The following is a 15305-nucleotide window of genomic DNA, read 5'->3' as shown; positions in this document are numbered from 1 at the left end:
TTATAAATCTGTTGCAACAAATATATTTGACGAAAATCTTGTTGTTAATATTAAGTTTAAACTTAGTCAGGCAAACGGAACTGTCAACCCTCAGGGTACAAGAGGTGCGCCTGAATTGATAAAGGGTACAAACAACTATTTAACAACATCAGATCCGGGATTTGTTGATTATGCTAACGGAAACTATGAATTGAAGCCCGATAGTGAAGTATTCAAAAAGATTCCGGAATTCCAAAATATTGATATGAGTAAAATGGGTAATAATGAACCTGTTGGCCCTTCAAATTAATTTGGACTTATAAAAGAGGGGGCAGATGTCCCCTCTTTTATATATTATTTAAACAGGAAGGAAAAGCAAAATGAATTACAAGGTTTTAAAAAATGGTGAATTGCTTAGAGTTCACAGTTGCAAAGTTTATCCCAAACCATATAATTCCACTGAGCATATGGAATATGTAATGTTTAATGTAGATGACCGAGAAGAAATAGTAATTGAGTCTGAAACAGAAATAAAATCGGCAGTTATACGTCCGTTAAGTGCAGGTATATCGTTTGAGATAAGTTTTGGAAAGATAATATTGTCGGTGGACCGTCCTGTTAAATTATCAGTCGAAATAAATGGCAGCAGTAATAATAACCTTATGATTTTTGCATACAAGGAAGAATTTATCGGTCCGACACATAATTATATAAAAATCACACAAGGTGAGTATAAAACAGGAACATTGCTTATTGAAAAAGATAACACCACAGTGTATATTGAAGAAGGAGCAACACTTTACGGCAATATAGTCGCAAAGAATTGCAATAACATAACTATTTGCGGCAGAGGCAGAGTATGTATGGAGCGTTATACATACGAAATGCGAAAAAACTTTGCACGAAGTATCGATATAATAAACTGTAAGAATGTTACGATAAAAGGCATTATAATTGATGATAGTAATGACTGGAGTATGAGAATTACAGGTTGTGATGATGTAAATATTTCAGATGTCAAAATATTTGGGTGCAGAGGAAATTCCGACGGTATTGATATTTGCGGTTCAAGAAATGTTACCGTGTCCGATATTTTCACGAGAGTATGGGATGATTCGTTTGTTGTAAAAGCACTGGGTACCGGAAACTGTGAAAATATCATATTTAAAAATTCTGTATTATGGAATGATTTTGCAAGACCTATGGAAGTAGGCGTTGAACTCAGAGCAGACAAAGTGAGGAATATAAAATTTGAGAATATAGATATAATTCATTCTGATACAGGTTATCCGCTTATGGGTATTCATCACGGCGATCACGCAGAAGTATCTGATATTGTATTTGATAATATCCGAATAGAAGATACTCCCGGCGCACAATTATTTGATATTCGTATTGCAGACTCTGTATGGAACAGAGATAATAAAATGGGCGATATACGAAATATTACTTTTTCAAATATCAAATATTTAGGAACTGATAATAACGATATATTGCTATCTAATTCAAGAATTGAGGGATTTAGCGAAAAACACAATATCCGAAATGTAAATTTTCAAAACATTAATATAAACGGAAAATATGCACTGACTCCAAAAGAACTCGGACTTAATGTATATGAATTCGTAGACGGAATTTCAGTTACGGCGGATAATTTGAAAAATGAAAGAACAGTTCTTGAGTCTGAAATAGTAATGCAAGATGATTTTAAACCAGATAACGGATTTTATAAAGGAACCGTCAAAGTAATACTTCACAATAAAAGTGATGTGGCGATGAATGGAACGGCTGCATTTGCAATATCGCCAAAGAATACCGAAAAAGAGCAGTCGTTTGAATACAACATCGACCCGAATGAAAGCCAATCATACGAATTTAATTTGAAATTGCAAGCGGGTAAATATGTTTTTTATTTAAAAAACAATAAGAATGAGATAGAAAATACATTCCTGTATTCGGAATTGCCTATGATTGTGTCGGAAAATATAAACGATTGTCCGAAATATCAATTTGTAAATTACTATAATACAAAATGTGCGGAAGTAAGAATTGCGGTGAAAGACAGTGAGCTTATCATAATGAACGACTCTGAAAAGACAACTGAATTTTTATTGTACACTGCAATGCCTGTACCGAGTGCAGAGGGCGAAGTTATGTTTTCGGCAGAGGAAACAGACTTCGGTGAAATATATGCACTTTTGAAAAAAGGCAATGAACTTGTACCGGCACCGCAACTTAGATGTCCGGCTGAAATTACATATGTTTTCAAAAATGAACCGAAAGTTAAAGAAATAGTAAAAACGACGTTTAAACTAAAAAAAGGCGAAACAGTAAAATTAACTTTTGAAAAATTAGGTATCAGTAAAAATACAGACAGTTTTCTTATGGAACTTGAGGCAAAAGTTGAAGAAACGAGTATGCTTAGATACCCATACACATTATTTCATTCTACAATGCCTGACAAAACAGCACATATGTACGGAAAAATCAGAATAAAAGAGGGGAAATAGTTATGTTAAAGATATTGTTTCAAGGTGATTCACTTACAGATTGCGGAAGAGATAAAACAGGTCATAATCCTGTTCAAGCATACGGTTACGGCTATGTTAATCTGATTGCGTCAAAGCTTTTATGCGATTATCCCGATACTGTAGTATGGAATAAAGCGTATAACGGCAGTCGTATTGCCGATACATACAGTCGCTGGATTGAGGACGCATTAAATATTGATTGTAATATTTTAAGTATTTTAAGCGGAGTGAATGATATTGGCTTTGCAATACGTATGAATCAAGGTGCGGACGCAAAGAAATTTAAGTTTATATATGAGTTAATGATAAATGAGGCATTAGAGAAGAATAAAGATTTAAAATTGGTGCTTGGAGAACCGTTTCTATTTAAGATTACAAATAATACTCCCGAACTTGGTCGTGATATAGTCAGAGATTGGGACGTTTGGAACGGACAACTCACGGAGCGTCGTCAGATAGTAAAGGAACTTGCTGATAAATATAATGCGGTGTTTGTACCATATTTTGAAAAATTTCAAGAGGCATTAAAAATTGCACCTCCAGAACATTGGTCAGTCGATTGTATTCATGCGACAAATGCGGGACATGAAATAATGGCTCGTGCATGGCTTGAATACGTGACAAAAGCAGGTTTTATTGAGGAGTAGAAAATGACAAACAGACTTTTTACAGAGAATAAAAACATAAAAGAAAACGTAAAAAACGATATATTTTTGAAACAACAGATTGAGAGAATAAAGTCGGATTCAGAAAAATTCGCAAATAAAGACATAGCCGCATTGACATATACATCTTTTAAAAAGTTTTATGTTACAGGCAGTCGAAAAGAATATGAATATGAGTATTTTTTACATAGAAGACGATTGAACGACTTTGCAATACTAAATATTTTATATGATGATGAAAAATACCGCTTATGCTTGCAAGATATTATATGGTCAATTCTTGATGAATTTACTTGGGCTTTGCCGGCACATATTCCGCAAAATACCGATATTGGAAATTGTATAACGCATATTGATTTATTTGCGTCTGAAACGGCATTTGCATTGGCTGAAATTTCGCATATATTAAGCGATAAGCTTGATAAAACCATAGTTGAAAGAATTAAATATGAAGTTTACAGACGTGTCTTAAAACCTTATTTATCAGGCAGAAAAAACAGTTGGGATTGCTTAGAGAATAACTGGTCTGCCGTATGTGCCGGAAGTGTCGGAAGTGCATTTTTATACTTCGGAACTGATGAGGAAATTCAAACAGTCTTACCGCGAATAAAGGAAACTTTGGAATATTATCTAAAAGGTTTTGGTGATGACGGTGCGTGTGTAGAGGGAATAAATTATTGGGCATACGGCTTTGGGTATTTTACATACTTCGCACAGTTATTGTATCAGTACAGTGACGGAAAAGATAATCTTTTCGATAATAAAAAAGTTGAAAATATCGCAGTATTTCCGCAAAAATTATGGTTTAAAAATAATAATACAGTCACATTTTCCGATTGCGGAGATAAGTTTACGCAAAGAAGCGGTTTGATACACTTTTTAAAACAAAAATACAGCCAAATAGCAGTACATGATGATAACTGCTCACTTGAATTTGACGGTGATGATTGTTACAGATTTGCCCATCTTATCAGAGATTTTGCGTGGCGAAAAAATAACATTCAAGTACAAACAGAATCAGAAAATGGTTTTGATTATTTTAAAAATGCAGGTTGGTATATAAAAAGAACAAGTAATTATGAATTTGCCGCAAAAGCGGGAGATAATAAAGAATCACATAATCATAACGATATAGGCGTATTTTTGTTAAATGTCGGTGGCGATAAAATAGTAACAGACCCCGGCAGAGGCGAATATACATCGGACTATTTCAGTTCAAAAAGATATAAATATTTTCCGCCGTCAGCATTGGCACACAGTGTGCCTGTAGTAAATAGAATTGTACAGCAAGAGGGTGAAGAATATCGCGGAAATATTGTGAAAGCCACAGAAAATGAACTTATAATAGATTGTAAAGATGCTTACAATGATTGCTCATTAAAAGAATTAACACGAAAATTTGAATTTTATGATGATAAAATTGTTTTAAACGATAATTTCGCATTTGACACAGACAAAAATGATTTTACGGAGCATTTTGTTTTTGATGTTAAACCTACTGAATGTGAAAACGGTTTAAAAATCGGAAATACAGAGATGTGTTACAATATTTCTGATTTTGAATGTAAAATAAACGAAGTGACATATGCGTCAAATTATAATAAGCAAAAAACAGTCTATACAGTGGATTTGAAACATATTGTTAAAACAAAAACGGTTGAAACAAAGTTTGAATTTAACATAAAAAATACTTGAAAGGAGCGAAAATAAATGAATACAAACCTTAAAGGTATTTATCACAAAGTTGATTTGTGTGTTGTAGGCGGCGGACTTGCCGGTATGTGTGCGGCAGTTGCGGCGGCACGTCACGGAATAAAGGTTGCACTTATGCATGACCGACCTGTATACGGCGGCAATGCGTCAAGCGAAATCAGAATGTGGGTGTGCGGTGCACACGGTAAAAACAACAGAGAAACAGGCATTATTGAAGAAATTGCACTTGAAACCCTTTACAGAAATCCTTACAGACGTTATCCGATGTGGGACGCTATACTGTTTGAACTTATCAATAATGAAAAAAATATAACGCCGATTTTGAATTGTTCATGCAATGATATAGAAATGGACGGTTCAAAAATAAAAAAAGTTATCGGTTGGCAAACCACAACGCAATGTTATCATATAATTGAAGCAAAATTGTTTGCTGATTGTTCGGGTGACAGCATTCTCGCACCTCTTTCGGGTGCAGAATATCGTTGGGGACGTGAAAGCCGAAATGAGTTCGGCGAAAGCATAGCGCCAGAGCAAGCCAATAAGAAAACAATGGGATTATCGTGTCTTATTCAAGCAAGGGAAACAGATAAAAAGCACACATTTATTGCTCCGTCTTGGGCAAGAAAGTTTACGAAAGAAGACTTACCGTATCGTTTGCCTGATATGAATGACCCCGAAGAAAATTTTTGGTATATGGAACTCGGCGGTGAAGGTGACACTATTCACGACACAGAAAAACTTCGTGATGAGCTTATAAGCGTCGCATACGGTATATGGGATTTTGTGAAAAACAGCGGTGAATATAATGCTGATAACTGGGAACTTGAATTTGTCGGATTTCTTCCGGGAAAACGTGAAAGTCGCAGATATGTCGGCGATTATATAATGAATCAAAACGATGTCAGAGACGGAGGTCATTTTGATGATATTGCAGCATACGGCGGTTGGACAATGGATGACCACAATCCCGCAGGGATAAACACTAAGGATAAGCCTAATATATTTCATCCTGCACCTTCACCGTTTGGAATACCTTACAGATGTTTATATTCGGTTAATATCGAAAATCTTTATTTTGCAGGCAGAAATATCAGTGTTACGCATACTGCAATGAGTGCATCGAGAGTTATGGCTACTTGTGCATTGCTTGGACAAGCGGTCGGAACTGCGTCGGCAATAGCGATAAAAAACGGTGTAACACCGAGAGAAATTTCTGAAAAATATATTTGCGAGCTGCAACAAATGCTTATGGATGATGATTGTTGGTTGCCTTACTGCAAAACAAAGATTTCAGAACTTACAAAAAGTGCAACAATTACATCAACAGGCGAAGATGCCGAATTGCTTTTAAACGGTATTGAAAGACATTACGGTGATGATAAAAATTGTTGGAGCGGTAAAATCGGTGATACTGTAACATTTTCATTTGACAGTGAAAAGGCAATAAATGAAGTTAGATTTGTATTTAACAGCGACCTTAACAGAGAAACAACAGGTGCGGGAAAATATATTCCCGAGAAAATGAATACCTGTAATGTACATAAATGCTCCGGCACTTAACGTACCGAAAACTCTTGTTAAAGATATGAAAATAGAAATTAAAAACGCTGATGATAAGTGGCAAGAAATTGACGGGATAAAGGAAAATCATCAACGTCTTGTAAAAATCAAAATCGGAAAAACCACAAAAGCAATTCGTTTTACTTTAACATCAACCAACGGAAACGAAATCGCAGATATTTATTCAATAGATTTGAGATAATATATGGCACGAAAGGAGCTGACAATAATTGAGATTCAGACAGGTACATCTTGATTTTCATACAAGTGAACATATTGAAGATATAGGCAAAAAGTTTGATAAAAAACAATTTCAGACTGCACTGAAAAAAGGAAATATAAATTCGATTACACTATTTTCAAAATGTCACCACGGTTGGGCATATCATCCGTCAAAAGCAAACGAAATACATCCTCATTTGGATTTTGATTTACTTGGAGCACAAATACAGGCGGCACACGAGATAGACGTTAAAACTCCGATATATTTGTCAGCGGGTCTTGACGAAAAAATGGCACACAGACATCCTGAATGGCTTGTAAGAAATCTTGATGAGTCTACTACTTGGGCAAAAGATTTTACAGAACCGGGATACCATAAAATGTGTATGTCATCTCCGTATTTGGATTACCTTGTAAAGCAAATTGAAGAAGTTTGCAATAACTATGACGCAGACGGAATATTCCTTGATATAGCTGGTGTTCAGCCGTGTTATTGTCAAAACTGTATTGCAAAGCGAGAAGAATTGGGGCTAAATCCGTATGATGAAAATGATGTGCTAAAACACGCAGAAATGGTATATAAACGCTATGCAGAAAAAACGCGTGCGGCAGTTGATAAGTATAAACCAAATTTACCGCTTTTTCATAATGGCGGACATATAAGACAAGGCAGACGTGACCTTGTGAATTACAACACGCATTTGGAACTTGAAAGCTTGCCGACAGGTGGTTGGGGATATGACCATTTTCCTTTTTCGGCAAGATATTGTCAAGGACTCGGAGTCGATTATCTTGGTATGACAGGAAAATTCCACGGCTCATGGGGCGAATTTGGCGGTTTTAAACATCCTAATGCACTTAGGTTTGAAGTGGCACTTGCCGCCGCAAACGGTGCAAAATGTTCTGTAGGAGATCAACTTTCACCGAGCGGTGAAATGGATATGGTAACATACGACTTGATAGGCTCTGCATATTCAGAATTGGAAGAAAAAGAAGAATGGCTTGATAATGTTGAATCGGTAGCAGATATTGCAATAATCAGTCCTGAGGCATATGTCGGTGATTTGAGTACAGGGCAAATGACAAAGGTTGATGATTCGGGAAGCGGTGTATGCCGTATTATGCTTGAGGGCAAATATTTGTTTGACGTTATTGACTTTGAGTCGGATTTAAGTAAATACAAAGTTATAATTTTGCCTGATGTTATCCGCGCTGATATTGATTTTGCAAAACGTTTAAGAGAATTTTGTGATTGCGGAGGAAAAGTTCTTGCAACAGGTAAATCTGCACTGTATGAAAACAGCAATGAATTTTGCCTTAATCTCGGTGCTGAACGGATAAAAGAAAATCCGTATAAACCGGATTATTTCAGACCTTTAGAAAAAATAAAAGGTATGGGTGATACCGGATATATAATGTACGGCAACGGCGAGAAAATTCGTTGTATCGGTAACGAACTCGGAATAAGAGAAAATCCTTATTTTAACCGTACAAGAGCACATTTCTGCTCACATCAGCATACTCCAAACAGCTGTGAATACGGCGGTGCGGGAATGACAGAGGGCAAAGACGGAATATATATTGCGTGGAATATATTTGCCGATTATGCTCAAAGCGGCGAATTGCATTTGAAACAAATGGCAATATTCGCTCTTGACAGATTGCTTGACAGCGCAAAGACTTTAAAAACAAATCTTCCTGCACAAGGAATAGTAACTTTGATGAAACAGAATGACAGGTTAATATGTCATTTGCTATATGCAAGTCCCGTAAAACGAGGAAACGGTATAGAAGTAATCGAGGATATATTGCCGATATACAACGTTGAATTAGCTATCAAAACTGATAAGAAAATAAACAAAGTATATCTTGCACCTCAAAAGGAAGATATAGATTTTACTTATGATGATGGCTATATATCAGTAAAATTAGATAAGATAGAGTGTCATCAGATGGTTGTGTTTGAATGAGGGGAAACAAAATGAAAGTGTTAGCTATAGGAAACAGTTTTTCAAACGACGCAATGCGTTATTTACACGGAATAGCAAAAGCGGACGGTGTGGATATGAAAACGGTTAATTTGTTCATAGGCGGTTGTCCGCTTTCAAGACATTATGCAAATATACATAATGACGCGGCGGATTATGATTTTGAATTTAACGGTGTGAGAACAGGCATAAAAGTGTCAATAAAACAAGCTCTTCAAAGCGATATTTGGGATGTTGTAACATTGCAACAAGCCAGTTCGCTTAGCGTTGATTATAACACATATCAGCCGTATCTGAATACGATTGCCGATTATGTACATATTCACGCACCGAAAGCAAAAATTATGATACATCAAACTTGGGCATATGAGCAAAACAGCAAAAGACTTAATGAAGAAATGAAATACAAAGATCAAATTGAAATGTTTGCTGATTTAAAATCAGCATATGAACAAGCCGCAAAGGATATCGGAAATGTAGAAATTATCCCAAGCGGTGAAACTTTTCAGAACCTTATAAAATCGGGTATAGAGAAAATCCATCGTGATACATTTCATTCTTCTTTTGGCGTAGGAAGACTGGCTTTGGGATATATATGGTACGAGATGTTGACAGGCAAAAGCTGTATTGGAAATACTTTTAATGAATTTGATGAAAGTGTCAGTTACAGTGAAATGACTATTGCACAACATTGTGCAAATGAGACTGCAAAAATGTATAGAAAGGTAGACAAAAATGTATAAATTTAATGACAGGGAAATAACATTTAACAAATATAATACACCTACACCATGGATGAATTACCTTTCAAACGGTACGTTTCATACAATGATTTCACAAGCCGGCGGAGGTGTTGCTTTTTATAAATCTCCTCAAATATGGAGAATTAATCATTATCGTTTCTTCCATTTACCAACCGACAGAAGCGGATTTTATACATATATCAAGGATAATGACGATATTTGGTGTCCGACAAACGAACCGTGCAAGTCAAAGCCTGATAAGTGGAGTTCCACACACGGTATGGGATATACAAGATTTGAGGCTGAAAAGAATGGACTTGAAATAACAAGTACATATTTTGTCGGTGAATATGAAAATGCACTTATATGGAATTTAAAAATAAAATCAAATTCTGACCGCAAAATTACTGTTTTTCCGTATGTTGAACTGGGTATGATGGAATTTATGCGTGAATTACAATGGCAGTGCTATAACAAACATCAATTAACTGCTTACAATATGGGTGATATTTTAGTTTATAAATACGGTGTTGAGGACCAACCGCGACCTGACCAAACACCTTTGGTATATTTTGCGACAGATGTACCGGCAACTGCATTTGACTGTGACAGAGATGAATTTGTAGGCTCATACAGAAGTGAAGAAAATCCACAGAATGTTGAAAACGGAAAATGCACAAATTCTACTCTTTACGGCGGCGATCCGTGTTTTGCATTGCAAATAGATTTAGATTTGAAAGTAGGAGAAGCAAAAGAAGTAAATATTTTTCTCGGAACAGCTATGACGGAGGATGCAGTAAAAGCAAGTGTACATCATTGCAGAGAAAAGAATTTCGTTGATAATTCTTATAAAAAGTTGTGTGAATCGTGGGATGACTATTTGAGTAAATTCCAGTGTGAACTACCGGATAAAGATACTCAACTTATGATTAATGTATGGAATCCTTATCAATCCGAACGAAATTTTCAATTTTCAAGAAATATAAGCTATTACGCAACAGGCACATTTCGAGGCGTTGGAGTAAGAGATACCGCACAAGATATTTTGGCAATGATTCCGTTTAACTTACGCAGAGCAAAGAATAAACTTAATTTACTGTTTACACAACAATATCGGGATGGACATTGCAATCATTATTGTTTCCCGTTAGAGGGCTGGGAACCAGTTAAAAGAATACACAGCGATAATCATTTATGGCTTGTAATGACGTGCTATCATATCATTATGGAAGAGGGAACACTAGATTATCTTGATGAAGTAATAGATTTTTATGACGGCGGCAGTGCTACCGTATGGGAACATATTAAAAAATCTATTGACTTTTGTATGAATAATCTCGGTGAAAACGGTTTCCCGCTTATGCTTGCATCTGATTGGAACGATATGCTTTATAAAGTATGCCGTGAGGGAAAAGGCGAAAGTATATGGACAGGTATGCAGTTCGGTACTGTTCTTAGAATGATTGCGGAATTAGCTGAACTTAAAGGTGAAGATAAGCAGAAGTATCTTGATATATATGAATCACAAAAGAAACTTGTAAATGAGAAAGCATGGGACGGAAAATGGTATATTCGTTGTATCACAGATGACGGACGGTATATCGGAAGTGAAAAAGAGCCACAGGCAAAAATATGGCTTAATTCACAAAGCTGGTCTGTTATAAGCGGTATGGGTGAAAACGGACAAACCGCAATGGACAGTGTAAATGAATATCTTGATACGGATTTAGGTATTAAAAAAATTCATCCGTCAATGAAGGACTATCCGTCAAAAGAAGACCCATTAACTTATTACAATAAAGGTTGCGGCGAAAACGGAAGTGTATTCTGTCACGCAAATACATGGGCAATCATAGCGGAATGTATGTTAAAAAGACCTGAAAGAGCTTATAAATATTATCATCAGTTATTGCCTATGGTGGCACAGAAAAAAGCCGGAGAGTGGCGATATAAGGCAGAGCCTTACGTTTATGCGTCTAATATTTTCGGACCTGAAAGTGATAAATTCGGTTTGGCAAATGTATCATGGCTTACGGGAACTGCGGCATGGATGTATATTGCGGTTACACAATATATGCTTGGAATAAGGGCAAAGTGGGACGGACTTGAAATTGACCCATGTCTGCCGAAAGAACTTCTTCCGGCGAAAGTCACAAGAGTTTTCAGAGGAAAAAAATATAATATTACAATAACAAAGAACGAAAAAATCTTTATCAAAGACGATGATAAAAACGTGAACGTAGTTATTTGACACACAAAACAGGAGGACGCTATGAATTTTGAATATATGAAAAACTTTATGGATAGTCTGACGGAATGGATTGTTCCGGGTAACAGTGTCGTTATTTATAAAGACGGGAAGAAAGTATTTGAATACAGTTCGGGATATTCTGACCTTGAGAAAAAAATAAAAAAGACAGGTGAGGAGCAGTTATATATTTATTCGTGCTCAAAGGTGGCAACGGTAACGGCGGCACTTCAGCTGTATGAACAGGGAAAGTTTTTGTTGTCTGATCCGTTATATGAATATCTTCCTGAATTTAAAAAAATGTATGTAAAAGACGGTGACAGAATAAAAGCGGCAGAAAATCCGATAACAATTCGAGATTTGTTTACTATGACGGCTGGTTTGTCATATGCTACAAACACACCTGCATTTGAAAAAGCAAGAAAGCTAACCGACGGTAAAATGGATACAAGAACAGTCATCAAATGTCTTGCGGAAGAACCGCTTTTATTTGAACCGGGTGCAAGATGGAATTACAGCCTTTGTCACGATGTTTTAGCGGTATTGGCAGAAGTAGTTTCGGGAATGAGATTTTCGGAATATATGAAAAAATATATATTTGAGCCGTTGGATATGAATAATTCATATTACCATACACCGAACGATGTTATAATATCTCCGCAATATATATACGAAATACAAGATACGAAGAACATTGTAGAACTTCAGCAAAAAGAACATACAATCGGAGTTGTCAAAAGAGCATACGGCAATGAACTTGTATTCGGTGAGAATTATGACAGCGGAGGTGCAGGAATAATAACGACTGTCGATGATTATGCCAAGTTTGCGGCGGCTTTGGCAAATAGCGGAACAGGACTTAATAATAATCGTATACTTAGCAGTGCCACAGTAAAACTGATGAAAACAAATCAATTAAATGAGGCACAGCGTAAAACTATGAATTGGCGACGTCTTAGAGGTTACGGTTACGGATTAGGTGTAAGAACGCTTATAGATAAAGCAGAAAGCGGTTCAAACAGTTCAATCGGTGAAATCGGTTGGGGAGGTGCGGCAGGTGCAACAATAATTGCCGATACAGAAGAAAAAGTTGCACTTTTCTATGCGCACCATATGTTAAACCCACAAGAAGAATATTATCAGCCAAGGCTGAGAAATGTATTATATTCATGCTTATAATTAATTAAAAACAGAAAGGAAGTAATAAAAATGAAACCAAGAATAGGAATAAGACCGACAATAGACGGTCGTTGGGGCGGCGTAAGAGAAAGCCTTGAAGAAAAAACAATGGCTATGGCAAATGCCGCAAAGGAACTTATTGAAAGTAATGTGCATTATCAAGACGGAACACCTGTTGAATGTGTAATTTCACCTTGTACAATAGGTTCAGGCGCTGAGGCGGCTAAATGCAACGATTATTTTTCAACACAAAATGTATGTGCAACATTGGCTGTAACACCATGCTGGTGCTATGGTTCAGAAACAATGGACCTAAACTCGGATACAGTAAAAGCTGTATGGGGCTTTAACGGAACGGAACGTCCCGGTGCGGTTTATCTTGCCGCAGTAATGGCTGCATTTGCACAACGCGGACTTCCTGCATTTTCGATGTACGGACACGATGTGCAGGACATTGATGATAACACAGTTCCTGAAGATGTTGCCGAAAAAATGATTCGTTGGGCGAAAGGTGCTGTTGCGGTCGGTCAAATGAAGAACAAAGCATATGTGAACCTTGGCAGTGTCGCAATGGGTATTGCAGGTTCATATTGTGATATGTCATTTATGCAAAAGTATCTTGGTATACGAGCTGAATTTGTTGATTTGACAGAAATTTTGAGAAGAATTACTCTTGGTATATATGATAAAGATGAGTATGAAAAAGCATATAAATGGATAAAAGAAAACTGCAAAGAAGGCTTTGATAAAAATGCAGGTAAAAACTTGCCTGACATTATTACAAAATCGAAAGTCGTTTCGGCAGATAAGGATTGGGAATTTATCACTAAGTTTACGTTAATCGTAAATGATATTCTTTACGGAAATCCAAAACTTGCCGAACTTGGTTGGCATGAAGAGGCACTTGGAAAGAATGCAATAGTAGGCGGTTTCCAAGGTCAAAGACACTGGACAGATTGGCTGCCTAACGCTGATTTTACAGAGGCAATTATGGCATCGTCATTCAACTGGAACGGCAAGAAAATGCCTACTCCGCTTGCAACCGAAAATGATACATTAAACGGTATTTCGATGCTTTTGGCAACACTTGTTACAGGTAAAGCACCTGCATTCCACGATGTTCGTACATATTGGTCACCCGACGCCGTAAAACGTGTAACAGGTAAAGAACTTACAGGTAAAGCCGCTAACGGCATTATTCACCTCATTAATTCCGGTGCAACGGCACTTGATTGTACAGGTGCGGCAAAAGACGAGAACGGCAACGGTACACAAAAAGAATGGTGGAATATGACTGATGAAGATATTCAAAATTGTATTGATGCAACAGATTGGTGCAGAGCAGATTATGAATATTTCAGAGGCGGCGGTTTTTCAAGCCACTTCAGAACAAAAGCAGAAATGCCTGTAACAATGCTTAGAGTGAATATCGTTGAAGGTATTGGACCTGTTATTCAGATAGCAGAAGGATATACTTGCAATCTTGATGATGATATTCATGATAAACTTGATAAACGTACAGACCCTACATGGCCGACAACATGGTTTGCTCCGATTCTTACAGGTAAGGGTGCATTTACTGATGTATACAGTGTAATGGCTAATTGGGGTGCTAATCACGGTGTGACAATCGGCGGACACGTTGGTGCTGATTTGATAACACTTTGCTCAATGTTGAGAATTCCTGTAACAATGCATAATGTAGCTGATGAAAAGGTATATCGTCCACACGTATGGTCGTCTTTTGGTACAGAAGATTCTCAAGCGGCAGATTATGCGGCTTGCAAAAACTACGGACCTATATATAAATAATTTTTATAATGTGATATGCGGCATTATGCCGCGTATCACATATATTAAACCAAAGGATGAAATGATTATGTATTGTGATAAGCCTATTATAATATTGCCTGAAAAAATTTCTGTTTTAAGAGATGTCAAAAATCAAAGTATATATACAGACTTTGAACAGTATTCGATATATTATAAAAATATTATTTATCCATACTCTGAAGAATATGATGTTCAGATAGAGTGTGAATTTGGTAAAAATCTTGGTAATTGTTGGCGGTTGGAAGAGTTTAATGACATAGCCGATACTTTTTTGCTTACGTTGAAAATTTATGGATATTACGGCAAATTGCTCACAGAAAAGAGTTGCCGCGTTCAAATATTTGAGAAAAAAGAATATCCGACCGTTAATTTGCTTTGCATCGGTGACAGTATGACTATGGCTGAAACTTATATTGCTCATACTGTGAATAAACTAAAAAATATTAATACAATAGGTTTAAGAAATATCAGTCATAATGTAAATCACGAAGGAAGAGGCGGTTGGACTTGCAGTGCGTATTTTGAAAAATATACAGATGACGGTTGGGGAATTTCTCCGTTCTTATTTCCTGAAGGATTTGACGGTAAAGAATATTACGGTGATAAAAAATTTTATGAATATATGCTCAATTCAAATACAGATT

The 15305-nt window shown here is 36.5% G+C and carries 12 protein-coding genes; all 12 read left to right on the top strand.

The window, feature by feature from the left end; translation table 11 throughout:
• Positions 1-289, top strand: a 289-nt coding sequence (locus ACLTU0_RS06755) for a hypothetical protein (protein WP_412321745.1), incomplete at its 5' end; no start/stop codon positions are given.
• Between the two features lie 70 nt (positions 290-359).
• On the top strand, positions 360-2489 hold the full coding sequence (locus ACLTU0_RS06750; RefSeq protein ID WP_412321743.1) for a glycosyl hydrolase family 28 protein: 2130 nt from the start codon (positions 360-362) through the stop codon (positions 2487-2489).
• Between the two features lie 2 nt (positions 2490-2491).
• A complete protein-coding gene (locus ACLTU0_RS06745) occupies positions 2492-3157 on the top strand; it encodes an SGNH/GDSL hydrolase family protein (RefSeq protein WP_412295171.1) in 666 nt (221 codons plus the stop codon).
• 3 nt (positions 3158-3160) lie between these two features.
• Positions 3161-4870 carry a heparinase II/III family protein gene (locus tag ACLTU0_RS06740; protein WP_412321741.1) on the top strand — a complete coding sequence of 570 codons (1710 nt, stop codon included), beginning with the start codon at positions 3161-3163 and terminating at the stop codon, positions 4868-4870.
• Between the two features lie 15 nt (positions 4871-4885).
• The gene (locus tag ACLTU0_RS06735; protein WP_412321739.1) at positions 4886-6448 is read left to right on the top strand and encodes an FAD-dependent oxidoreductase; all 1563 of its coding nucleotides are present in this window, start codon (positions 4886-4888) and stop codon (positions 6446-6448) included.
• Positions 6423-6650 (top strand): hypothetical protein, encoded by a 228-nt coding sequence (locus tag ACLTU0_RS06730; protein ID WP_412321738.1) that lies wholly within the window; start codon positions 6423-6425, stop codon positions 6648-6650. The genes ACLTU0_RS06735 and ACLTU0_RS06730 overlap by 26 nt, the downstream gene beginning before the upstream one ends.
• Positions 6651-6678: 28 nt before the next feature.
• Positions 6679-8640 (top strand): beta-galactosidase trimerization domain-containing protein, encoded by a 1962-nt coding sequence (locus tag ACLTU0_RS06725; protein WP_412321737.1) that lies wholly within the window; start codon positions 6679-6681, stop codon positions 8638-8640.
• A gap of 11 nt (positions 8641-8651) precedes the next feature.
• Complete coding sequence (locus tag ACLTU0_RS06720; protein WP_412321736.1) at positions 8652-9401, top strand: DUF4886 domain-containing protein; 750 nt, start codon at positions 8652-8654, stop codon at positions 9399-9401.
• On the top strand, positions 9394-11652 hold the full coding sequence (locus tag ACLTU0_RS06715) for a GH36-type glycosyl hydrolase domain-containing protein (protein WP_412321735.1): 2259 nt from the start codon (positions 9394-9396) through the stop codon (positions 11650-11652). Before ACLTU0_RS06720 ends, ACLTU0_RS06715 begins: the two co-directional genes overlap by 8 nt.
• 21 nt (positions 11653-11673) lie before the next feature.
• Positions 11674-12828, top strand: coding sequence for a serine hydrolase domain-containing protein (locus ACLTU0_RS06710; protein ID WP_412321734.1), 1155 nt, complete (start codon positions 11674-11676; stop codon positions 12826-12828).
• A gap of 30 nt (positions 12829-12858) precedes the next feature.
• Positions 12859-14640 carry an L-fucose isomerase gene (locus ACLTU0_RS06705; protein ID WP_412321733.1) on the top strand — a complete coding sequence of 594 codons (1782 nt, stop codon included), beginning with the start codon at positions 12859-12861 and terminating at the stop codon, positions 14638-14640.
• Positions 14641-14707: 67 nt separating this feature from the next.
• Positions 14708-15305: hypothetical protein (locus tag ACLTU0_RS06700; RefSeq protein ID WP_412321732.1), on the top strand; the 598-nt coding region annotated here is incomplete at its 3' end.

Origin of the sequence: Hominilimicola sp., assembly GCF_046972485.1 — a bacterium.
GTDB classification, from domain to species: Bacteria; Bacillota; Clostridia; order UBA1381; family UBA1381; genus Hominilimicola; species Hominilimicola fabiformis.
Note: the sequence above shows the minus strand (reverse complement) of the source record. Positions and strands in the feature narration are given on the sequence as shown.